The sequence below is a fragment of the Roseovarius sp. ZX-A-9 genome (assembly GCF_028369135.1).
GTDB lineage: Bacteria > Pseudomonadota > Alphaproteobacteria > Rhodobacterales > Rhodobacteraceae > Roseovarius.
The window spans coordinates 1-21,406 of sequence record NZ_JAPWHW010000025.1 but is presented as its reverse complement, the minus strand read 5'-3'; the positions used below and the strand labels follow the sequence as shown (position 1 = coordinate 21,406).

Sequence of the window (21,406 nt, the reverse complement as noted above, 5' to 3'; positions counted from 1 at the left end):
TATGGCGAGATTCCTGAACCCCAACAATATCCTGGCCTTCGTGACCGTAGCACGAGAAGGAAGCGTTTCGCGCGCGGCAGAGATCCTGCACCTCACCCAGCCAGCCACCAGACACCAGATCAGGCGATTGGGCGAGGAGACCGGGATCACCCTGTTCAAGGGCACCCCACACGGGCTTGACTTGACCGCAGATGGCGAAACCCTGCCGCCCAAGGCCGAGCAGGGTTTGAGCGCCGATACACCGATCATGACTGCACTCTACGATCAACTCGAAGCGGTCTGGCAGTCTTGGTCAAAGGGTCCGCTGCTGCGATCGAACGGTTGCGCAAGGAAGGTCGCGCTTGTCGTCGGGTTTCCATAATTGGAATAGTACACGATACTCGTAAGCGTCGTGCAAGGGGTGCTCAAAATATGGACCGCAAGGTGGTAACAAGTCGTCCCAAATGGCAGCGTAGGGCCCTACTCGCAGGTGGTGCGGTCGCGCTTGTTGCTTGGGTGAAAGGCGCACCGCATTTGCTGTCATCTTTTGGTGACGAAATGGAATTTCAAAGCATCAACGGTCTTGAACCCTTTCGACGGCTGGTGGGAAAGGGGATGCCCGCAACGTTTAGCAGTGCGGTCTTTGTAGGTCTTGATCGACCAGAACCCCCAACACCTGAAGATGAAATGATGCTCCAGACGGTCAGGGATGATCCCTGTGCCGCTTTCTTTGGCCCGCGGCAAACTGGACCAGTGCCCGTTGCAATGTTTTCAGATTTCAGGTGCTCTATCTGCAAGATAATGAACAAACGACTTGCTGAACTTCAAGCAAAGTCACCAGATAGCTTTCGCATCGTACGTCATGAACTTCCTTTGTTGGGGGCAGCATCACGCACGGCGAGCCGAGCGGTATTAGCGGCCGATCGTCAAGGCGCTTATCTGGAGATGCACGATCGACTTACTCGGACACCTGCAGTCACCGACGAATCATTTGTTGGGCGTATCGCGCGTGCCATCGGATTGGATAGTGATCAACTTCTGCACGACATGAATTCCGAGGAGGTTGAACAGAAATTACGTATGTCCCGAGCAATTGCCGATGTTTTCGGTTTCTATGGAACACCAGCCTTCGCAGTTGGCCGGACAGTGTTCCTTGGGGCGATCTCTACTTCATCACTCGAACGTTTGATTGCGCAGGAAACTGGAAACCCCTGTCAAAGGTGAAGAAGGACATCTGCGCGCCGCCGCTTTTTCAATTGCGGCGCACGGCAGCAGCGGCCCTCGGCGACCCTTTACCGCTCGATCAAACGCCGCGGCGCAGCTTCACCGAACTACCCGATGCGGGATCTCCAGCATTTCAAACAAGGTGAAAATCCGGCAGCCGAGCTTCTTAGAGTTATCCTCGCCTTTACGGCTACTCATTGGCACCATCACAGGGTTGACCGTGGTGTATTTTGGGTCGGGTTGATGTGGCGGCGGCCATCAGTACCGGATGAGTGCGCACCGCCACGAGACAAAATGAGACGCATTCCTGAAAGGATATTTGTAAAAGTTGCATTCACGGGCGCCCCTTGATTTTGCAGGTGCCCACCCCTTTCAATCTGCGGGACTTGTGCCAGAATGCAGAAGTTTATTGAGAATATAAGCGCCCGGAACCATGCGGCCAGAACAAGGAAAACGACATTTGAGTACGCACTCGGAATTGCCGGCTAGGTCCCCTAGGCCACAGTCAGGGAAAGGTACGCAGCGTGGGCGTGCGGATCGCAATCTGCTTGGTGGCGCCCTGTTCTTGGCCGGCCTGCTTGCGGGAACTTTGCCTAGCGTAGCAGATAGAGACAGCCTGCTGCCCGAGCTTGCCTTGCCAGATCCGATGACCGCGCCGCCAAGGGCCGTGCTTTTGCCTGTGTCGGACGAGCGGATCATGGCGGCTATTTCGACGTTGGATGATCTTGGTCAGGATGTCCTGGCGCGCACGGGCATTCCCGGTCTGGCCATTGCGGTCGTCCACGGCGGACGCACCGTGTACGCGCGTGGATTTGGCAAACGTGCTGTTGGTCAGCAGGGTCACATCGACGCCGACACGGTCTTCTTGCTGGCCTCGCTGTCAAAACCGGTCGGTGCCACCGTTGTCGCAACCCAAGTGGATGCTGGCCGGGTGAACTGGGACAGCACGGTACGGGATCTCCTGCCCTCTTTCGGTTTGGGGGATCCCTGGATCAGCGATCACGTCACGATCGGGGATCTTTACGCACATCGCTCTGGTTTGCCGGATCATGCCGGGGATGACCTGGAGGATATCGGATTTGACCGCAGCACAGTGCTGGAGCGGTTTGCACTGCTGCCGAAAGGCACGTTCCGGGTGGACTATGCCTATACCAACTTCGGAATTACCGCTGCCGCCGAGGCGGTGGCTGTCGCGGCAGGCACGGATTGGGCAACCCTGTCGGAAACCGCGCTCTATGCATCGCTTGGCATGAGGTCCACCAGTTCGAGGCACGCCGACTACATGGCGCGTGACAATCGGGCCTCAAGTCATGTTGCCGCCGAAGACGGATATGCGGTTGCTGACCAGCGCCAGCCCGACGCCCAAAGTCCGGCGGGCGGGGTCAGTTCCAGCGCGCGGGATATGGCGCGTTGGATGGCGATGGTCCTTGGGCGCGGCATGGCGGAGGGGGAACGCGTGATCTCGGAGGACGCGCTTTTGCCTGCAATGTCCGCGCAGACGATCCGAGGGTCGCAGGTGGATGTCTCTGCTCGACCGGGCGCTTACGGTTTCGGCTTCAATGTAGGTACGCGACCGTCGGGGCGGGTCATGCTGAGCCATTCCGGCGCCTTCTCGCTGGGGGCATCGACCAGTGTTGCGATGGTTCCCGACCTTGATCTGGGCATTGTCGTATTGACCAATGCGCCCCCGACCGGCGCCGCCGAAGCCATTACCGCCAGCTTCCTTGATCGGGCGGAAATCGGGATGGACAGCCGCGACTGGCTGTCTGCCTACGCTCCGATCATGGCAACACTTTCGGCGCCGGTAGGGCATTTGGTGGGCGCGGAGCCGCCGGCTGTCCCTGTCCCGGCAGGTCCGGCTGAAAACTATGTAGGCACCTATGACAATCCGTATTTCGGTCCCGCGTCGGTTGCTGCACAAGCCGGATCTCTCGTTCTGAGGCTGGGGCCGGAAAACCGGGAACTGCCCTTGCGGCATTGGGATGGCGATACGTTCGTGGTTTATCCAGTGACCGAAAACCAGCCTGCCGGCTCGGTTTCGCTTGTCGAGTTTCTGGAGGTTTCCTCGGAACCGGCAATGGCAATTCGGATCGAACACCTGAACGACGAAAACCTTGGCATATTTCGGCGTCTGAACTGACGCTCCCGGCTCAGAGAGAACCTTGGTGCAGTCGACTGCGCAGGTCCGCTCCGGACCCGAACTGTGGGGTGCTGCGCTCTGCGGCAGCGTCTGCTTAGGTGATTGCTTGACAATGTTATGCCTTTACCCGGAACTGGTCAGGAAGCATTCTTTGCATTCAAGATCATCGGTGGCCGATCGGCTGAGGGCGAAGAATGCGGAAAAGTGAAATCGATTCAATGGGCTTCGAAAATGGACGGATCACTGGGTTTATGCCGCGGTTTCGTTCAATCGATGACGATTGGGAACGATACACTGACGCTTTGGTGGAACTTGCCGACCGCGGTGTCGTGGCACGTGAAGAAGGTCACTCGCTCTACGAACTGTATTGTCAGGATCTGTACCAATGGCTGCTCGAGTTCTATTTCGAGGAGAAACGATTTGAGCAGATCGAAGCACATTGCACCCCGTCAGGTGAAGTTTCTTTTGGCCCGATAGACGAAGGACATCTGGCCGTGTTCGACCGGTTGCACGCCATGGGCGAGGGCGCGCGAGTGCGGCGGATTTGGCGCTCACATATGGGGCTCATCAAGGCGGAATTCTGGTGGTACATCGCTGAACGAAAATCGGGCTTCCGGATGGCCAAATATTATCAGGCATCGGAACAAAAGCAGCGCCGCGCATACGAAAAGCTGATCAGCCGCATCCCAAAGATGAAGCAAGAGTTATTGACCATCATGGCCGACTATCGTGAAATGGCCGAAAAAACTGGTGCTGGCGAAACGGAACTGGCCCGCATCGACGCTGATATTGCTGCGATTGACGCCGAAATCAGACCGCGCCCGAGTGGTAAACCCGATCCACGCAAGATGGATGAAGATCTGTTTTGGGAACTGATTGGTGAAGGCCTGACTGATCAGACAATCGGCGAACGGATCGAAACGCTTCCTGAAAGACTGGCCGCATTCAAGGCGACAGCAATTCGCGACTTTGAAAAGATCCTACGCAGCCTCGAGGCGCGCGCCTATCGGTGGGACATCTGGGCCTTGGCCTATCTGCTGCAAGGCGGCTGTTCAGATGACGCCTTTGAAGACTTTCGTGGTTGGTTGATCTTGCAGGGGAGAGAGGTCTTTGAAGGTGCCATCGCGGATCCTGACAATTTTGACGTGACCCTACATAGCGGCATAGCCAGCGGGATGAATGGATTGCGCGACGCTGCACCCGTGGCCTACGAAATGCGGCAGTGCAAAGCGATGAAGCCAGTCAAGACGCCCCCGATGGATGTCGCTGGTCCCGAGATTGCTGAAGAAGACTTTGCATCTGCCTTACCCAGGATCGCGGCTCTTGTTGGCACTTGAACCGTTTCCCATTTTCCGCAGCTCAAATTTACCCCAGCAAACCTGAACAACAGCAAGGTTGCGAGGCAGCTGAACGAACGCCCCCGCAAGACCATGCAATATCAAACCTCAGCGGAGAAGTTCTCTGAATGTGTTGCGTCCACCTGTCGAGACCACCGCCCGGACCAGACGTCCATCGATTGATCTGATGCTGCTTTAGACCTTTCGGATTACGGCCATTCGGCCACCGCTTACGTGCGGTCGATAGCGCGATATCTTGGGCATCTTTTAATGGGGATCGGTCCGTCGCTTCAATGCCTCGGCGAGCGCCGAACCCAATGCGCCCTGATTGTTTGCAGTCGGTTTGGGAGAGGCAGACGAATTGGCTTTTGCACCAGACTTTCGCTTCGCTGCGGGGCGCGCATGCGGTGCGGGTTCCTGAACGCTTTCCTTGCGCATCGTCAGACCGATACGTTTGCGCGCAACGTCAACCTCGGTCACGCGGACCCGGACGACATCACCGGCCTTGACCACCTCATGCGGGTCCTTGACGAAGCGATCTGCAAGCTGACTGACATGCACCAAACCATCCTGATGCACTCCAATATCGACGAATGCGCCAAATGCCGCGACATTGGTCACAGTCCCTTCCAGCGACATGCCCGACTTGAGGTCGGTGATGCTGTCAATTCCTTCGGCAAATGTCGCGGTTTGGAACGCCGGGCGCGGGTCACGACCGGGTTTTTCCAGTTCTGCCAGAATGTCACGCACTGTGGGCAGGCCGAAACTATCATTGACAAACTGCTCTGCCCGCAGACCGGCAAGCGCGCTGCTGTCGCCCATGATCGCGCGGACATCGCGACCGCAGGCCTGCACGATCTTGCGCGCCAAGTCATAGGCTTCGGGGTGGACCGACGAGGCATCGAGCGGTTCGTCGCCGTGCGCTATGCGCAGAAAGCCTGCGCATTGCTGAAACGCCTTCGGGCCAAGGCCCGGGACCTTCAGCAATGCCTTGCGCGTGGCAAACGCACCGTTGGCATCGCGATGCGCCACGATGTTCTGCGCCAGAGATGCCCCAAGCCCCGCGACATGCGACAGCAACGGGGCCGACGCCATGTTCACATCGACTCCGACAGAGTTCACGGCATCCTCAACAACTGCAGCAAGGGATTGCGCCAGTTGGCGCTGATCCACGTCATGCTGATACTGCCCCACGCCAATCGCCTGAGGTTCGATCTTCACCAGCTCCGCAAGCGGGTCTTGCAATCGCCTGGCGATGGAGATCGCGCCGCGAATGGAGACATCGATGTCGGGAAACTCTTGTGATGCCAGCTCGGACGCAGAATAGACCGAGGCCCCTGCTTCGGACACGATGACGGGTGTCGGACGGGTAGTGCCTGCGGGCAGGCGCTTGATGACGTCTGCGACCAGCTTTTCCGACTCGCGGCTGGCGGTGCCGTTGCCAATGGCGATCAGGGCGACGCTGTGCTTTCGGATCAGGTGCAGCAGCGTTTCTTCCGAGCCGCGCAGGTCATTGCGGGGTTGGAAAGGATAGATGGTCGCGGTATCGATCAGCTTGCCGGTTTCGTCCACGACCGCGATCTTGCAGCCGGTCCGGATCCCCGGATCAAGCCCAAGCGTTACGCGCGCACCGGCAGGTGCCGCCAGCAGCAAATCCTTCAGGTTACGGGCAAAAACCTCGATCGCGGCAGCATGGGCGCGGCGGCGTAAATCGGTCAGAAGATCCATGAACATGGTTCCGCTCAGCTTGATCTTCCATGTCCAGGCCGCAGCCTCGTGCAACCATTTATCGCCCGGTCCTTGCCCGGGTATCCTGATCTCGGCGGCGATGATGCCAACGACACGCGGCAGACCCGCCTCTTCCTCCGGGGCGACATCAATATGAACGATTTCCTCCTTGGCGGCACGCAATATGGCAAGGGCCCGGTGCGCGGGGATCGCGGACCATTTCTCACTATGGTCAAAATAGTCAGAGAACTTGGCCCCGACCTCTTCCTTGCCCTTGATGACCCGGGCCGTGATCAGGGCTTCTTGCTGCATGACGTGACGAAGGCGTCCCAGCAAAGCGGCATTTTCACCCAATTCCTCTGCCAAGATATCGCGCGCACCCGAGAGCGCATCCTTTGCCGTCGGGACCGCATCGGATAGATAGGCCTGTGCCAGCACCTCCGGATCAGCGGCACGATCAGCAAGGATGGCGCGCAGCAGCGGCTCCAATCCGTTTTCGCGGGCAATCATGGCTTTGGTGCGCCGCTTGGGCTTGAAGGGCAGATATAAATCCTCAAGCACAGCCTTGGTGTCTGCAGAGGCGATGGCGCCGGCCAACGCATCGGTCAGTTTGCCCTGCCCCGAGATTTCCGCCAAAATGCTCGCCCGCCGCTTTTCCAGGTCGCGCAAATAATCCAGCCGCTCCGCCAACCGGCGCAGTTGCGTATCATCCAGCCCGCCTGTGACCTCTTTTCGGTAGCGGGCCACAAAGGGCACCGTATCACCGCCATCCAGCAGCGCGACGGTCGCTGTGACCTGTTCGGGGCGCGCACTGATGTCAGCGGCAATCTTGCGGGCAATACGATCTGCGACGACGCTCATGGCGGGTTTCCTTTGCTGGCCGGATGCTCGTCATACCGCCACATGAGGGAGTCGCCAAGACGCTTAAGACCACTTAGCTGGTTACCTGAAATCAGATAGAAGCTCGGCCCAGACCGGCATTTCGACGCATCGGGCATAGAGGGCCGTTTCTTTGCTCATGGCGCGTCTACTAAATCCTCAGAAGAAGACGGAGAAAAAATGCTGGGGATTGATAAGGATCACTTTCGGAATTCCTCATCAGGTATGTGGCCAGTTCAGTCATCGACAAAACCAGCATAATCACCGCCAATGCAGCGCCGTCCACATCCGTGTCCGCGAGAACAAGACATGATCAAGCGCTTAAGCACTGAGGTACATCAGCCCGAACATCACTACCGTTGAGATGGCAATCATCGCCGCAAAACGCCCATAGCCCACCTGGCCGTGATTTCCCTGATTTTCGTTGTGACGGCCCATGAAGTCCTCTTGTCATTACGTGACCTCAAGGGAGTCCCTTACAGGTGTAAATACGCGCCAGAGAACGGCCGGTTCCGCCCGACGCGCCGGTCAGTTAATGCCGTTCTCTCGCTGTAACGCCCGGACATAGGCAATGATGTTCTGCACATCGGCCTTTGTCACACCCTCAACGGGAGGCATGTTGCCGAACCTCCAGTGATGCGCGCGCACGCCATTCTGCGCCGCCAGAACAAAGGCCATGTCGCCATGATGGTCGGGCTCGTAGATCTTGTGCACCAGCGGCGGGCCGACGCCCTCCTTGCCTTGCGCGTTCTGGCCGTGGCAGGTGGCGCAAACCGCATCAAAGGCCCGCTTGCCGGTCTGCTCCTGCTCGGTGAAGGACGCTGGCAGTCTGACTGAGACCATCACATCGCCGGGCCGTTTCGCTACCGGCACGCCAGCGCCCGGACCCTCGGGTTGCAAGAGATACCAAGCTGTCGCCACAACCGCGATCAGCGCGAGCGCTGTCATTTTCCATTTCATCTCGTTCTCTCCTCTCGTCTCAAAGCCGCGTGGCCTCTGCCCTGCTTGCCGGCCGGTGGCAAAGGGGAGCCGGACAGGTCCGGCGCCCCCAAGGCTCTCACTTCACTTGCGTCACAGTCAGCTTGCCCTTGACGCGTTCGGCAACGAACTCGATCTCTTGCCCTACGGCCATATTGGCAATCGTCGCCTCGTCGGCGCGGAACACCATGGTCATGGCCGGCATGTCGAGATTGACCAAGGGCCCATGAATGATGGTCACCTTGCCCGCCTTGGCGTCGATCTTCTTGATCTTGCCGGCGACGTAGTTCTCGTCCGCCTGTGCCATTTCCGCGTCGACGGTGATTGTCCCGTGCATGCCGGATTCGTAGTGCCCGGGGATCAGGCAGGCGAATTCGAACCGACCGGCATTGGTGAAGGTCCAGATCACCTCGCCCGACATGCCCGCATCGAGCCGGATCGAATTGGGATCGTCATGCTCCATGTCCATCTTGGCCATCATCGCCTTGTGTTCGGCATTGCCCTCGACCGTGTCGAGCACGAGTTCATGCTCCAGCTGCCCCTTGTTGGTGACGTTGAAACGAATGGTCTCGCCGCGCGCGAAATCGAAGGATCCGGGCTCGAACAGCATCTCGCCATCGTCGCTCTCGCGCATCACGACCTCGATCGTGCGATCGACTTGCGCCGCGTTGCCCATCATGCCGGCCCGCATTTCCATCATGTCTTTCGCCATCTCGGCACCATGTCCTCCCTCATGCGTACCGGAGGCGAAGGCCGGAGCCGTGAGCGCAAAGGTCAGTGCCGTCTTGATCAACAGATTTCTCATCAATTTTTCCTCTTGGTCTGGTTGGGGTGAAAGGAAGGGCCGGTCAGCCCTTCGATGTCGGTCTTGGGGTCAGCAGGGTTTTCGGGCTGTCATTCGAGGCAAATTCCGGCAGTTCGCCGGTCCACTCATAAGCCTGTTCGCCCGGCGGATTCTCGTACCAGCCGGGATCGGCGTAATCGTCCGGTCCGATCCCCTCGCGCACCTTCACAACCGAGAACATGCCGCCCATCTCGATCGGGCCGTACGGCCCCCAGCCGGTCATCATCGGCACCGTGTTGTCGGGCAGCGGCATTTCCATTCGCCCCATATCCGCCATACCGGCCATGCCCATAGGCATGTATTCCGGCTGAAACTCGCGGATCTTGCGGGCCAGCGGCTTCTTGTCGACGCCGATGAAGGTCGGCACGTCATGGCCCATCGCATTCATCGTGTGGTGCGATTTGTGGCAATGGATCGCCCAGTCGCCCAGATGGTCGGCGGTGAACTCGTAGGCGCGCATCGCGCCCACCGGGATGTCGATGCTGACCTCGGGCCATTGCGCAGATTCCGGCACCCAGCCGCCATCGGTGCAGGTGACCTTGAAGTCGTAGCCGTGCATGTGGATCGGGTGATTGGTCATCGTCAGGTTGCCCACGCGCACGCGCACTTTGTCACCCTTGTTCACGACCAGCGGATCGATGTCAGGAAATATCCGGCTGTTCCACGTCCAGAGGTTGAAGTTTGTCATCGTCATGATGCGCGGCACATAGGTGCCGGGATCGATGTCGAAGGCGTTCAGCATGATCAGGAAATCGCGGTCCACCGGCATGAAGGCCGGGTCCTTTGGATGAACCACGAACATGCCCATCATCCCCATTGCCATCTGCACCATTTCGTCGGCATGCGGGTGATACATGAAGGTGCCGGATTTGATCAGATCGAACTCGTAGACATAGGTCTTGCCCGGGGGGATGCCGGGATGGCTGAGCCCGCTGACCCCATCCATGCCCGAGGGCAGGATCATTCCGTGCCAATGCACCGAGGTGTGCTCGGGCAGCCTGTTGGTGACGTAGATACGAACCCGGTCGCCTTCGACCGCTTCTATGGTGGGGCCGGTGGATTGGCCATTGTAGCCCCAGAGATGCGCGATCATCCCATCGGCCAACTCGCGCTCGACGGGTTCGGCCACGAGGTGAAACTCCTTCACCCCGTTGTTCATGCGGTGCGGCAGGGTCCAGCCATTGAGCGTGACCACCGGCGTGTAATCCGGCCCGGAGGACGGCCGCGGCGTGATCGCCGTCGCTGCCGTGTCCATCTGTGCGGCCTCGGGCAGGCCCATATTCGCGGTCTTGCCCCAGGCCTGGGACGAGACCAGCGCGGCCCCTGCGGCACCGGCCCCGATCAGTTGACGTCTGTTTAGCATGTCCTGTCCTTTCAGTGTCCTGCGCCGCTACCTGCGGCAAGTGTCGCGCCTGTCCCGCTGCCACTCGCCCTGCCGGTGCCGCCGCCATAGATGGCGGCGCTCAGATCGGCCTGAGCCAGGTAAAAGGCGCGTTTCGCATTTGCCGACTCCAGCGAGGCGGCAAGCCTCTCGCGGGTATCGGTCAACAGCTCGAAGGTGTTGGTGATCATGCCGTTATAGGACAGCAGTCCCTCTTCCTCGACGGTCCGGCGCAGCGGCACCAGCACGTCGCGATAATGCCGCGCGATCCTGTAGGCACCGAGATAGGCGGTCTCGGCTGCGCGCGCCTCCGAGCGCAGGTTGACCGCCCTTTCGGCCAGCACATTGGCAGCCTGAAGATAGGCCAGCTCTGCCTTGCGCATCCGTGCCTTGCCGGTGTCGTAGATCGGAATCGCGAATTCCAACTCCAGCTGCGGCGTGGTCTCGGTTTTGATGTTGCCTGCATCGACTTCGCGCTCGACCTCGGCCCCCGCGATCAACTCCAGATCGGTGACCAGTCGGGTCTGCTCGGTCAGACCAAAAGCCGCCGCTTGCGCCTCAAGCCCCAGCTTGGCCACCCGTAGATCGACACGGTTGCGCAGTGCTCTGGCCTCGACATTATCGACCCGACCCACCGCGCGCGGCAATTCTGGCAGGGCATCGGGCACGTAATAGGCCACATCACCTCCCCAGAGCCCCATCAGCCGGGTCAGATCTTCCTTGGCGCGGGCAGCGTTCAGCCGGGCCTGTGCCAGTTGCCCGGCCAGTTCGGCATTGAACGCCTGTTCACGGGCCTGCCCGGCCTTGTTCAGCGCGCCGGTTTCGCCCAGCTTGCGCGCCAGTTCCGAGCCCGCGTCGGAGGTCGCCTTGGCCTGTCTGAGGTGGCTCACCGTCTCAAACGCGGCAACCGCGTTGATCCAGGCCTGCCGGGTCTGGTTGGCAAGCGCGAGGGTGTTATTCACCGCCTGCAACTGCGCGGTGCGAAAATTGACATCCGCCAGCGCAACCCGCTGCTTGCGCGTCTGGGCGTCGAGAATATTGGTCGCGATCATGCCCTCGATTGCGCGGTAGGCCCCGAGCTCGGCCGCACCGATGCCCAGCACGCCGATGGACACGACCGGGTTTTCCGGCGTCGCCTGCTGCCAGGCTTCGGCGGCTGACATGCCGACATTGGCATAAGCCGCCTGTAGGCCCTTGTTGTTGAGCAGAGCGACCTGCACCGCCGTATCGGCAGAGATCGTCTTGCCTTGCACCATGGCCCGCACCTCGCGAGCCAGTGCGATGTTCTCGGCCCGGGTCTCGGCAAAGGCGGTGCGCTTGCCGATGGTGGCGGCGGTCTCTTGCGTCACGAGGGCGAAGCCCGCCTTTGGCTCGGTATAGGCGGACGGGATCGCGGTCGCGCAGGCGCCGAGGATCAGCGGTAAGCCCGCCGCCAGGGAAAGGGTCCTGATGCGCATCAATGCCCCTCCGACTGTTCTTGGTTGACGCTGCGCCAGTCGCGCGGGCCGGTCGGGCCGCGATAGGTGTAGCCCGCGAGCGGGTCCTGATAGCGGACGGGTGATGCGACGACGGTGGTGACGGTGGCCTGTTGCGCGCTCACGTCCGGCAATGGCAAGGGCGCGCCTGAACAGGCGCCTAGCACGAGGGCCGAGACCCCCATGAAGAGTTGGATTTTCATGTTATTGACCTGATTGATGAGTGTCAGATTCACGCACCTGGATGCGCAAAGCACAGGCCCGGTACGGGCCGCGGAATCAGATCAGATGTAACGGCGGACGCAGGAAACCCGCCAGTTCCGCCGAGGCGGATTCAATCGGCACCGTGATGTAGCGGCTCCGTGTCATGGCAACCGGCTGTGTCGTGCTGGTGTCGGTAAGAACCGCTGAAACGCAAATACCGCTGCAGCAGGGCGCTGACGTTTGATCCTGCTCGGCATCCGGCGCGATGTCTCCGCCTGCATCCTGCATGTGATGCGTGGCATCCGTGCCATGCGTATGGCCCGCCGCGGCATGATTGCCCGCGGCCGAGGCGGCGTGATGGCTATCATGCATGCCGGAGGTGGCATGGGTGGCAGAAGGTGGCAGGATCATCAACGCGCAGACGATCACGAAGCACGAGAGCGCCCTGAGACCCGCAGATATGGCATTAATGAAACCCATGGGGTGCGTTGTGACGGAAAAATGGAACAGCTGTCAATCTATTCAGGAGGGACGGCCCTGAAATCTCCGTGAGCCCGCTCATCCGGGCGGTAACCTGCCAGTTTGTGCCGATGAGCTGCGACAAGGGCTGGCATTCAGGGGCATTTACAGCTCTGCTACAAGGCAATGGCTGTGGCTTCGGGCCAATTGCTGCCATTCATCGCAGTGAAGCTTCCCCGGAGCAGAAATTGCTCGATGGCGCAGCATTCTTGGCATCTGATGGCCGCACCGCAGGACAGAAGCGGACGTCGTTCTGTCAGCGATTGGATCTTCCGAGGTAAGCAAAGTGATATGACAACGCGATGCCCCCCGCGCCGCCCACAACATTCCCCAAGGTCACCCAGACCATGTTGCCCAATGCATCCATTGCCGACACGTTGGATGCGGCCAACCATCCCTGGGGAAAGAAGTACATATTTGCGACAGAGTGTTCGAGGCCCAGCAATACAAAGGCACTGATTGGCCAGAGGATTGCCAAAATCTTGCCGGCGACCGTACGCGCGGCAAAAGACAGCCAAATCGCAAGACACACTAACGCATTACACAAAGCGCCACGCATGAAGGCCTCAAACGGCGGCAGAGACGCCTTCGCGATCGGGATTTTCGCTGCGACGACACCCATTGGGCCATCCAGAAGGCCGGTGGAACCGAAAGCAACAGCAAGCCCAACCGCACCCACAAAGTTCCCGGCATAGACCACGGCCCAACTTCGCAGCAGCTGGCGCACGGAGATTTTCCTCTCGACAGCCGCCATCACCATCAGCGCATTTCCGGTAAATAATTCCGCGCCACCAACGATAACCAGAATTAGGCCCAGTGAAAACACGACGCCACCAAGCAGCCGCACGGGCCCAAAGGCAGGGTCCAAGCCGACCATCACAGCGGTATAAGCGGCCGCGCCGAAACCAATGAAGGCTCCGGCAAGAATCGCGAGTACAAACATTTGAGCTATGGGAAGTTGTGCTTTCGCGACGCCACCGGCCTCTACGAGCGCTGCAATGTTCGCCGGTTTGTAAGCATCATGGCTTTTTTCGTCGTTCATGATCTTGATCATCACGGGTGCAATTGATGAGGGCAAGGCCGATCTAGGCTTGGATCTGAACTCGGGCGCAGTGCGGCAAAGCTTGCTTATGCCGTTTCTGACAACGCTGTTCAGCGCCCGAGCCGGTCTTTCACCGCCCATCAATACCCCCCCGCTTGCCAGACTGGCCAATCGCGCATCGTGCAGCATTTGAGGTGCCCGGCTCATGACTGACTAGCGAAACCACAGGCGCCGCAGGACGCACCTGCCCGAAAAGCAGGGCCAATACTCTTACTTTATCTACTTTATCCGGGTCCAGACTTGGCTGTCTTTGACGGGGCCTTTGTTTCCCGACACCTTCAGTGTGTTGCCCGCCAGCGTCATCTTGCCCTTGGCATTGATGTTCAACAGCGGCACCCAGATCGTACCGTTATCGTAGTTTCCACCGCCCTTGGCCTCGACATCCCAGAATATCTGCTTCCCGATATTCTTGGTCATCACTTCCTTGCCTGACGGCCCGAAAGCTTTCAGCACCTTGCCGCAAAATTTTTCGCCGCATTGGCTGATCTGTATATGCGAGGTCAGGTTTTTGCGGTCGGGTTCGGTTTTCCAGATGCCAACAACCGGATCAGCAGCAAAGGCTGCGACAGGCGCCAGCACCAGTGAACCAATCAGCAGGATATGTTTCAGCATTTCAGTCACTCCAGTTGGGGGAAATCCCCTGTTCGTAGTGAAACGATGTGAAAGTTATTTGCAGCGACAGGTGATCTCCAATTGTGAAAAGAGGGGCGGATTTCTCCGCCCCCTTCCAGTTTTGCCATCAGTTTTCGGATCAGAAACCGACGACGAGGGACACGTTGAACGAGGTATCAGTGTCGTCACGACCCGGCAGCGGGTCGCTGTTCCACTCGGTCCGCAGGCTGGTGCGGGTGGCCAGACGCTCGGACAGCTTGAAGGTCACGCCCAGATCGTTGACGACCAGTGTGTCGTTGTCAGAGAACAGGACATCTGTGTCGTTTGACAGGAACGCGTAGTCGTTGATCTTCTGGTAGAGGCGCGAAGACGCAATACCTGCGATTTCGGTGGTGTCGTTGCCAAGCTGGTCCTCGATGTAGCGCACGCCGGGGCCTGCCTGAACACGCCAGGCTGTGGTTTCGGTGTTGACGATCCGGTAGCCCGGACCTGCGCCCAGGAATGCATCCCACTTGTTGGACGCGAAGCCGTCATAGCGCAGGGTTCCAACGCCGAAAATATAAGCATTCTCCGAGACGTATCGGTTCACGTCATAGGTGGCGAAAGCCTCTTCCTTGTTGCGCACATTGTTGTCCTCGGCTGCTTCCAGCGCGAAGGCCCAAGTGTGGTTCCACGGGCCGGCGCCATAGCGCAGGCGGCCGGCGACAGACAGATCTGCAGTATCTGTATTGCCATCTGTGGCAGACAGACCCAGCGCCATGCTGCCACTCCAGCCTTGCGCGAACTGGTTGTTGCCGAAACGGTCTTTGTCTTCGGCTTTGTCCATGTCGCGGTTGACGTCGCGCTCGATATCCTCGACCTGGTCGTCCAAGTCATCCATACCAAGAACCACGCTCTGAGCGAAGCTCGGCGCGGCAATCATAAGTGCCAGTGCCGATACGGAAGCAAGTGTGAAAGATGTTTTCATGGTCAGTCCTCTCCCAAAAGGGTTGCCCGTTGTGTTCATTTGAACGGGAGCGTCTCTGCTGGGTTGAGGATTAGGATTGTCGTATCGATAAGAGAAATGCGTAATAATCACGTTCAAAACGCGTTATGCTCATGTAAGATGATTCACTCGGCCCCGAGAATTCCAACCTCATGATTGCGGCTGATTTTCTTCAGTCGTGCCATAACGTCATCCTGTTCGGCGCGGGCATCGCGAGAGATCACGTCGAGTGTCGACTGCGCTATTTCGGCAACTATCGGATCGATACCATCCCTCCATACGGACCAGACAGGGTATGGAAAGCGTGGCGCATCCGGCACCAGATGCAATTCGCCCGAGTCGATAAATAGCTTTACATACCGCGCGGGCAGATACGCCGCGAAATTGCGCGAAATGATGTATGGCGCCAACATCGACCCCAAGGAGAAGGTCAGGCCGGGATTGGTCAGTTCGGGCAGAGAGATACTGTGCGCCTGAACGAATTCCGGTCCCCAATCTGCAAAAACGTACCGCCCACGCAGATCCATGGACGGATTGGGCCACGCCGCGACCAGTACAAGATCCGTGTCCAGCACCTTATGCGCCGAAATGCCGGGGCGGAGTCGCGGCGTATAGGTCAGCGCGACCTGCACCACGCCTTCGGTCAGAAAACGCGTCAGCCGGTCGGACATCCCGATCTCTGCCCGCAGGCTGAGGTCTGGCATGGCGACGCGCAACTGATCGATCCACCGGAACCCCAGGCCGGGCCACAGGGAATATTGCGCCCCGATGGTCAGGCTTTTGCTGAAACCTTCGGGAATGGCGATCTGCTGGCGCGCCTCCTCCCAAACCTTGATAAGGCTTATCGCATATTTCTCGAATTCATGCCCCGCCGGGGTCAGCTCGGCCCCGGCCTTGGAGCGGGTGAAAAGCGGCCTGCCCAGCGACTCCTCGAGCCGCTGGATGCGCAGGGAAACCGCAGATTGCGTCACGAACAACCGCTCTGACGCGGCGACGAACGAGCCAGATGCGGCGACCTCCAAAAATGTTCTGATAAGGGTAATATCCATGCCCTCAGCATGAGCAGTGCTCACGTTAAGAGCAAATAGTATTCACTGATATTTCTCGATGCCGGATGTGAGGAGGATGGGCGATGTCAGGTGGCGGCGTGACATGATGCTAAGTCGGCATGTAACGCGGGCAAGTGCCCTCACCGCGGCTATAGGCTGAAGTGGGCGGACTAAAGACGCTGCAGAATCGTCGGGAAACAGCAAATCAGGTTCATCAGACCACTGATACGCTTGAATTCTGAACACGACCAGCCAAGCCGTGCTCAGAATTTTTTGCATTTACCCAATACCGGCCATAAGGCCGTGAATGACTGCGATATCTTTCATGGCAGGCACCCATAACGCGCCATTGCGAAAAAGGTTGGTGCCTCTCGGAAGAGACAAGACTTGATCGGAGAGCCGGATTTAGGCGCTTTTGCGACGCCGAACCAAGGCCAGAAGCCCCATACCACCCAACAGCAAAGGTAGGCCCGCAGGTAATGGAACGGGTGATGTCGTCACATTTGTCTGAAACTGGAAATCCCAGTCGTTGCTTGCGAGGAAGGAGGATGTGATGGCACCGGTCGTCAGATTCTGTGACGCGGAATAACGTTGTCCGCCCGTGTAAGTTCCGGGGACTTCAGCCCTCCAACTGGTGCCAAACCCTTCTCCATGAGTTGCGACAAGCGCATATGATGTGCCCGCTGCCATACTCAACATCTGCGATGAGAAATTATATGTAAAATCCATTATGCCAGTGCCCGCTTGAACCGAGGTATCGGCTGTAACCGTGCTTCCAAGCAACGCGCTGGGTGTTCCTGCTCCAGTCACAGACCAAAGGCCAACCGTCACGTCCGTAGTTGTTGTTGAAAAGACAGACAACCGCAAAACCGCACTGTGAAAGATACCTGTGAGCCCCGCGGTAAAAGTCTGCGCCTGAACACTTCCTGTTGTGGCGTTTGTGGCCGTGCCACCAATCCGTGCACCATTATCGGTGCCTGGCAAGTGGTCCTGATCCAAAATTGTTGCAGCCTGAACGCCACTCGCAAATAAAAGCGCAAAAAGCGCGCAACCCATAGATTTTATATTCATAACAGCCCCCAAATTAATCAATCGTCAGGCTATGCTATTGAAACGAGTCGAGAAAAGCAATTTTTACCGCCCCGGAGGGGGCCAACAGCCACCTCGTCTCGCGTTGCAAACAGTATCCCCCTGTCAAAACCTATTTGTTCAAAACGATCTTTCTTGCTCAAATGATGACACCTTCTGCAAAGTACTTAAAAGTCATCGGACGCATACTCTTCGCAAAAATGGCACCGGTTATTTCACCTTCTTTTGCCGATCTCGAAAAGCAGACCTTCATGTACAACGCAGCATCGGCAAATGTGGGCTCACAGCTGCCTTGCGGCGGTGCAGTACACAATTTTTGATCATCAGTGCCTTCTTGGAGTTGTCCCGATGACTGCTGTCAGCCCGAAGCGGACATGGCGACCGCCACCGGACGGCCGATGACGTCTATGCAGGTCGGGCGGAAAGCCGACCTTTGCTGCCGACGCGAAAACGAACTTGGCGCTTTGCTGGAGCGGACATCAACCGGCTGACCCAGTTGAACCCTGACCAACAGGCAAAGCACGATCAAAAGGCAAGTTTCGCAATGCCGCTGACCTGTCCGAGAAATGGGCCTTTCGCGGCCTGCAACCCTTGACCAACCCTACACCGATTGGATGCCGCCAGCTCGTCATAGTTTTCCACCGGATCAAGCGTTTCAGCCAAAAAGAGAGCTTGAATCTGCGCCCATGTCGTGTGTCCATGCCAGCTGAACCAAATTACCGCCAGGTAGCAGACCATGAGAATTTCGAGAATTGTTATTCAAAATTACCGAGGATTGAAGAGCGTCGACGTAAGCGTGGGCGATGATCTTGCGTGCATTATCGGTGAAAACAACACCGGGAAGACTGCATTACTTCGCGCCGTACAGATATGCCTCGATGTCTCATTTCCCTCGATGTACAGAACTCTGGTTCGCGAAGACATACATGCCAGCATCGACATTTCCCACCCGAACCAAGTTCTTATTGGCGTCGAACTCACTGGGTTTGAGGGCGTTGTGAACCAGGAGGCGTTAGTTGCAACTTGGAAGACGGCAGCCGACACCGCTAGGATATTCTATAGGTTTCGCCCACGGCTAAGCGTTCGCGAAGCTCTTCAAAATGGGGAAATCCAACTGGGCGAACTTACATTAGAAGACTACCAGTGGGAGCTAAAGGGCGGCGGAAACCCTGCAACCGATCTGACCGAAATTTCTTGGGATGACGATGATATCGGTGAATCAGTTCGTTTCTCTGATCTTCAATCATTTCTCGTTGTGAATCTGCCTGCGCTTCGGGATGTAGAAAGTGAGTTACGAAACTTTCGAACTTCACCTCTGGCTCGCCTAATCGAGGCGTGTGAAATCGATCAGGTAGAGCAGGATGCCCTTATCGCAATCCTCGACAATGCCAATCAACAGATCGAAGCTTCGGCGACTATCGCCGACATCGCGGATTCAATTGACGCATCATTCAAAGACGTCGCTGGGCCTGCCTTTGAGATGGATGCAACCCTCGGACTTTCCGCTGCGACATTTCAGGCCATTATTCGAAACCTCAAGATACTGCTTTCTGATCTGGCACTGGATTCGTTTGAGCCGAATAGGAACGGATTGGGGATGAACAACATCCTCTATATTGCGATCCTCATGGAGTATCTTGAACGGCGCAGAGCGCGGGGCAACTCGGCAGGCCAGCTTGTTCTGGTGGAAGAGCCCGAGGCTCATCTGCATCCACAGCTTCAAGCATCTCTACTAATCGCTTTGCGCTCGAAGGGCGTGCAAATCCTGCTTAGTAGCCACAGCACGCAGATCACCTCTCTGGCGCCGTTCAATACGCTCATATCTCTGACAAAGCGAGCCGATGCTACTATCGCATCAAGCAATCTTGCCGCCAATGACCAACTGAGCGAAGACGACATAGCGGACTTGGAAAGATACTTGGATTCAACAAAGAGCAATCTTCTTTTCGCTCGGAAGGTCATGCTTGTTGAGGGAGCTGCCGAACTTTTCCTGATCCCCGCTTTGTATGAGGCAGTACACGGAATCAATCTCGAACGGGTAGGTATCTCCGTGGTCGCCATTCATGGAGTGCACTTCAACGTCTTTGCAGCCCTCTTTCGACAAGGCAACCTCGAAAAGAAGTGCGCGATTGTCGCCGATGCTGATCTCAAGCCTTCCGACGCCGGGGATGAGTTCGACGTTGACGTCGATGCCCCTGATCTGGCCGCGCTTCGCGGAAATTTCGTTGAGGTGTTTGCTGGCGCTACGACCTTAGAACGTGAGCTTGTGATGCAGGAGACATTGCCCATGCTGATCGCTGCGACCCGGCAATTGGGTGCGCCGAGGATCACGGCACAACTTGAAGCCGGACTAGCATCTTTGGAAGGTGGCGAGCTGGACATTGATGAGGAGAATGCGCTTCTGACGCAACTTGGCACTGCCGTACTGAATACAGCGAAACGGTTCGGGAAAGGGCGTTTTGCCCAAGTTGCGGCGAGGTACGCATCCCTCAGCACAGCGTTGCCACAATATATCGAAGACGCCATCGATTGGCTGAACGAATGATTTCACTAACACCCGAACAAAGACAAGCTGTTGAGCATAATGGCAACGTGATGCTGTCCGCCTGCCCAGGCAGTGGGAAAACACGGGTAATTATCGCCAAACTGCTCCAGCTGGCGGAAAGAGTGGAAGAAACCCCGCGCTCTATCGGCTGTATAACCTACACCAATGCGGCAGTCGAAGAGATTGAGATGCGAGTCAAACAAGTTGGCTCAAACTCGCTGTTTGACCGATGCGAGATCGCTACTATTCATGCATTTTGCTTGCAGTTCATTCTTAGGCCGTTTCGGTGGGCAATCCCAGACCTCCCTCAAGATTTTAAAATTTTAACCCGCGAGATGAGCCTCTTTGACCGTTTGGTTCGCACGGTGGAGGAAGAGATTGGTCGCGCCGTACAATTTCGAACCTTCGAGGACTATGCGTCTGTACGGGTAGGGATAGACGGATTACCCACTGGCGCAGGAATCGAACGAGGGATAGTATCCGCTAGCAATGCCGAACGATATTGGCAGCTCATGAGAAATCACGGATATATCGACTTTTCGATGATCCTTTATTATTCCCTGAAAATTCTGCGTGAACATCCTTTTGTTGGCCGTGGCCTTGCGTGTAAGTTTGCGTGGCTTCTGGTGGACGAGTTCCAGGACACGACCGATATTCAAGTCGAAATATTGAATGAATTCCACCGACACCTACAGAGTGGTTTTTTCCTTGTCGGAGATGAAAATCAATCCATCAATGGATTTGCAGGTGCTCGACCAGACTTGGCGCGCGCCTTCGCTGGCAATGCGAACGCAGAACAAAATTTGGCTCTCAGTGGCAATTTTCGGTGCGCGCCGCAGGTTGTTCTTCCGGCTGAGACGCTTATTCCAAGAGTACCCGCGATGCACTCAGCCGGAGCCGCTCAGAATTACGCGGGTTCAGTGAACTATCATCATGTCGCTTCGCCTGTGCAAGGGATCGCGGACATATTCCTTCCCTTACTACAGCATCATCAGATCGCGTTCGGTAAAGCCGCTATCGTTGCTCCTTGGTGGCAGCACTTGGTGCCAGTAGCGCAGCGGCTCCGCGAATTCGACGTTCCAGTATTCGGGCCTGGAGCCAGGCCGTATCAGCGCAGACGTCTTTTCGCGGTTCTTGCTGAGCAGCTTGGAGCGAGCGTTGAAGCCCAGAATTTGTTGCAACTTGAATCGCCCCGGTTTCACCGGAGACCTATAGCTTCATTTCACGCGACCATATCGAGCACGTCGTGCTGTGCATAGTAGTTCTGTTCAGCCTCTGCTGGCGGGATATTCCCGATGGGCCCGAGCAGTCGTCTGTGGTTGAACCAATCGACCCA

21 protein-coding genes are annotated in these 21,406 nt (G+C 57.5%); 8 read left to right on the top strand and 13 right to left on the bottom strand.

The features are described from left to right. The first annotated feature begins 1 nt into the window (after window position 1). From O3306_RS19245 to O3306_RS19230, 4 genes are all read left to right on the top strand, one after another. Window positions 2–361: a LysR family transcriptional regulator gene (locus tag O3306_RS19245; protein WP_334312362.1), complete on the top strand. Its 360-nt coding sequence runs from the start codon at window positions 2–4 to the stop codon at window positions 359–361. Window positions 362–411: 50 nt separating this feature from the next. Next, complete coding sequence (locus O3306_RS19240; protein WP_272010349.1) at window positions 412–1,203, top strand: DsbA family protein; 792 nt, start codon at window positions 412–414, stop codon at window positions 1,201–1,203. Window positions 1,204–1,849: 646 nt separating this feature from the next. Continuing rightward, a complete protein-coding gene (locus O3306_RS19235; RefSeq protein ID WP_272010347.1) occupies window positions 1,850–3,343 on the top strand; it encodes a serine hydrolase in 1,494 nt (497 codons plus the stop codon). 194 nt (window positions 3,344–3,537) lie between these two features. Then, on the top strand, window positions 3,538–4,680 hold the full coding sequence (locus O3306_RS19230; RefSeq protein WP_272010345.1) for a DUF4240 domain-containing protein: 1,143 nt from the start codon (window positions 3,538–3,540) through the stop codon (window positions 4,678–4,680). 267 nt (window positions 4,681–4,947) lie between these two features. Here O3306_RS19230 and O3306_RS19225 read toward each other — a convergent pair whose 3' ends face one another. The 8 genes from O3306_RS19225 to O3306_RS19190 all read right to left on the bottom strand — a co-directional run bounded on the left by O3306_RS19225 (window position 4,948) and on the right by O3306_RS19190 (window position 13,742). Then, window positions 4,948–7,269, bottom strand: a complete 2,322-nt coding sequence (locus tag O3306_RS19225) for a Tex family protein (RefSeq protein WP_272010343.1) — start codon at window positions 7,267–7,269, stop codon at window positions 4,948–4,950. Between the two features lie 546 nt (window positions 7,270–7,815). Then, the gene (locus tag O3306_RS19220) at window positions 7,816–8,247 is read right to left on the bottom strand and encodes a c-type cytochrome (RefSeq protein WP_272010341.1); all 432 of its coding nucleotides are present in this window, start codon (window positions 8,245–8,247) and stop codon (window positions 7,816–7,818) included. 97 nt (window positions 8,248–8,344) lie between these two features. Next, entirely contained in the window at window positions 8,345–9,070 is a 726-nt protein-coding gene (locus tag O3306_RS19215; RefSeq protein WP_272010339.1) for a copper-binding protein, read from the bottom strand. 43 nt (window positions 9,071–9,113) lie between these two features. Then, complete coding sequence (locus O3306_RS19210) at window positions 9,114–10,472, bottom strand: multicopper oxidase family protein (RefSeq protein ID WP_272010337.1); 1,359 nt, start codon at window positions 10,470–10,472, stop codon at window positions 9,114–9,116. Between the two features lie 11 nt (window positions 10,473–10,483). After that, window positions 10,484–11,947: a TolC family protein gene (locus tag O3306_RS19205; RefSeq protein ID WP_272010335.1), complete on the bottom strand. Its 1,464-nt coding sequence runs from the start codon at window positions 11,945–11,947 to the stop codon at window positions 10,484–10,486. Further along, window positions 11,947–12,168: a hypothetical protein gene (locus O3306_RS19200; RefSeq protein WP_272010333.1), complete on the bottom strand. Its 222-nt coding sequence runs from the start codon at window positions 12,166–12,168 to the stop codon at window positions 11,947–11,949. The genes O3306_RS19205 and O3306_RS19200 overlap by 1 nt, the downstream gene beginning before the upstream one ends. 76 nt (window positions 12,169–12,244) lie before the next feature. Next, window positions 12,245–12,649, bottom strand: a complete 405-nt coding sequence (locus O3306_RS19195) for a hypothetical protein (RefSeq protein WP_272010331.1) — start codon at window positions 12,647–12,649, stop codon at window positions 12,245–12,247. A gap of 295 nt (window positions 12,650–12,944) precedes the next feature. Beyond that, the gene (locus O3306_RS19190; protein ID WP_272010329.1) at window positions 12,945–13,742 is read right to left on the bottom strand and encodes a formate/nitrite transporter family protein; all 798 of its coding nucleotides are present in this window, start codon (window positions 13,740–13,742) and stop codon (window positions 12,945–12,947) included. Here O3306_RS19190 and O3306_RS19185 point away from each other — a divergent pair. Further along, window positions 13,729–13,923 (top strand): hypothetical protein, encoded by a 195-nt coding sequence (locus O3306_RS19185; RefSeq protein ID WP_272010327.1) that lies wholly within the window; start codon window positions 13,729–13,731, stop codon window positions 13,921–13,923. The genes O3306_RS19190 and O3306_RS19185 overlap by 14 nt on opposite strands. Before the next feature lie 86 nt (window positions 13,924–14,009). Here O3306_RS19185 and O3306_RS19180 read toward each other — a convergent pair whose 3' ends face one another. The 4 genes from O3306_RS19180 to O3306_RS19165 all read right to left on the bottom strand — a co-directional run bounded on the left by O3306_RS19180 (window position 14,010) and on the right by O3306_RS19165 (window position 17,507). Further along, window positions 14,010–14,402, bottom strand: a complete 393-nt coding sequence (locus tag O3306_RS19180; protein WP_272010325.1) for a DUF2147 domain-containing protein — start codon at window positions 14,400–14,402, stop codon at window positions 14,010–14,012. Between the two features lie 139 nt (window positions 14,403–14,541). After that, the gene (locus O3306_RS19175; RefSeq protein WP_272010323.1) at window positions 14,542–15,369 is read right to left on the bottom strand and encodes a DUF481 domain-containing protein; all 828 of its coding nucleotides are present in this window, start codon (window positions 15,367–15,369) and stop codon (window positions 14,542–14,544) included. 143 nt (window positions 15,370–15,512) lie between these two features. Then, window positions 15,513–16,436, bottom strand: coding sequence for a LysR family transcriptional regulator (locus tag O3306_RS19170; protein WP_272010321.1), 924 nt, complete (start codon window positions 16,434–16,436; stop codon window positions 15,513–15,515). Between the two features lie 405 nt (window positions 16,437–16,841). Continuing rightward, a complete protein-coding gene (locus O3306_RS19165; protein WP_272010319.1) occupies window positions 16,842–17,507 on the bottom strand; it encodes a VPLPA-CTERM sorting domain-containing protein in 666 nt (221 codons plus the stop codon). A gap of 134 nt (window positions 17,508–17,641) precedes the next feature. Between O3306_RS19165 and O3306_RS19160 the strand changes: the two genes are divergently transcribed. Next, window positions 17,642–17,845, top strand: coding sequence for a hypothetical protein (locus tag O3306_RS19160; protein ID WP_272010317.1), 204 nt, complete (start codon window positions 17,642–17,644; stop codon window positions 17,843–17,845). A 205-nt stretch (window positions 17,846–18,050) separates the two neighbouring features. Here O3306_RS19160 and O3306_RS19155 read toward each other — a convergent pair whose 3' ends face one another. Beyond that, entirely contained in the window at window positions 18,051–18,263 is a 213-nt protein-coding gene (locus tag O3306_RS19155; protein WP_272010315.1) for a hypothetical protein, read from the bottom strand. Here O3306_RS19155 and O3306_RS19150 point away from each other — a divergent pair. Both O3306_RS19150 and O3306_RS19145 read left to right on the top strand, forming a co-directional pair. Then, window positions 18,262–20,070, top strand: coding sequence for an ATP-dependent nuclease (locus O3306_RS19150; protein WP_272010313.1), 1,809 nt, complete (start codon window positions 18,262–18,264; stop codon window positions 20,068–20,070). The genes O3306_RS19155 and O3306_RS19150 overlap by 2 nt on opposite strands. Continuing rightward, on the top strand, window positions 20,067–21,329 hold the full coding sequence (locus O3306_RS19145; protein ID WP_272010311.1) for a UvrD-helicase domain-containing protein: 1,263 nt from the start codon (window positions 20,067–20,069) through the stop codon (window positions 21,327–21,329). The genes O3306_RS19150 and O3306_RS19145 overlap by 4 nt, the downstream gene beginning before the upstream one ends. Window positions 21,330–21,406 lie beyond the last annotated feature (77 nt).

What these genes read in the sequence shown, in the direction of transcription:
- O3306_RS19190 (WP_272010329.1), bottom strand. Translation starts at nt 13,742, where the DNA reads ATGATCAAGATCATGAACGACGAAAAAAGCCATGATGCTTACAAACCG.
- O3306_RS19175 (WP_272010323.1), bottom strand. Translation starts at nt 15,369, where the DNA reads ATGAAAACATCTTTCACACTTGCTTCCGTATCGGCACTGGCACTTATG.
- O3306_RS19150 (WP_272010313.1), top strand. Translation starts at nt 18,262, where the DNA reads ATGAGAATTTCGAGAATTGTTATTCAAAATTACCGAGGATTGAAGAGC.
- O3306_RS19200 (WP_272010333.1), bottom strand. Translation starts at nt 12,168, where the DNA reads ATGAAAATCCAACTCTTCATGGGGGTCTCGGCCCTCGTGCTAGGCGCC.
- O3306_RS19170 (WP_272010321.1), bottom strand. Translation starts at nt 16,436, where the DNA reads ATGGATATTACCCTTATCAGAACATTTTTGGAGGTCGCCGCATCTGGC.
- O3306_RS19230 (WP_272010345.1), top strand. Translation starts at nt 3,538, where the DNA reads ATGCGGAAAAGTGAAATCGATTCAATGGGCTTCGAAAATGGACGGATC.
- O3306_RS19145 (WP_272010311.1), top strand. Translation starts at nt 20,067, where the DNA reads ATGATTTCACTAACACCCGAACAAAGACAAGCTGTTGAGCATAATGGC.
- O3306_RS19225 (WP_272010343.1), bottom strand. Translation starts at nt 7,269, where the DNA reads ATGAGCGTCGTCGCAGATCGTATTGCCCGCAAGATTGCCGCTGACATC.
- O3306_RS19195 (WP_272010331.1), bottom strand. Translation starts at nt 12,649, where the DNA reads ATGGGTTTCATTAATGCCATATCTGCGGGTCTCAGGGCGCTCTCGTGC.
- O3306_RS19220 (WP_272010341.1), bottom strand. Translation starts at nt 8,247, where the DNA reads ATGAAATGGAAAATGACAGCGCTCGCGCTGATCGCGGTTGTGGCGACA.
- O3306_RS19240 (WP_272010349.1), top strand. Translation starts at nt 412, where the DNA reads ATGGACCGCAAGGTGGTAACAAGTCGTCCCAAATGGCAGCGTAGGGCC.
- O3306_RS19165 (WP_272010319.1), bottom strand. Translation starts at nt 17,507, where the DNA reads ATGAATATAAAATCTATGGGTTGCGCGCTTTTTGCGCTTTTATTTGCG.
- O3306_RS19155 (WP_272010315.1), bottom strand. Translation starts at nt 18,263, where the DNA reads ATGGTCTGCTACCTGGCGGTAATTTGGTTCAGCTGGCATGGACACACG.
- O3306_RS19215 (WP_272010339.1), bottom strand. Translation starts at nt 9,070, where the DNA reads ATGAGAAATCTGTTGATCAAGACGGCACTGACCTTTGCGCTCACGGCT.
- O3306_RS19210 (WP_272010337.1), bottom strand. Translation starts at nt 10,472, where the DNA reads ATGCTAAACAGACGTCAACTGATCGGGGCCGGTGCCGCAGGGGCCGCG.
- O3306_RS19180 (WP_272010325.1), bottom strand. Translation starts at nt 14,402, where the DNA reads ATGCTGAAACATATCCTGCTGATTGGTTCACTGGTGCTGGCGCCTGTC.
- O3306_RS19245 (WP_334312362.1), top strand. Translation starts at nt 2, where the DNA reads ATGGCGAGATTCCTGAACCCCAACAATATCCTGGCCTTCGTGACCGTA.
- O3306_RS19185 (WP_272010327.1), top strand. Translation starts at nt 13,729, where the DNA reads ATGATCTTGATCATCACGGGTGCAATTGATGAGGGCAAGGCCGATCTA.
- O3306_RS19235 (WP_272010347.1), top strand. Translation starts at nt 1,850, where the DNA reads ATGACCGCGCCGCCAAGGGCCGTGCTTTTGCCTGTGTCGGACGAGCGG.
- O3306_RS19205 (WP_272010335.1), bottom strand. Translation starts at nt 11,947, where the DNA reads ATGCGCATCAGGACCCTTTCCCTGGCGGCGGGCTTACCGCTGATCCTC.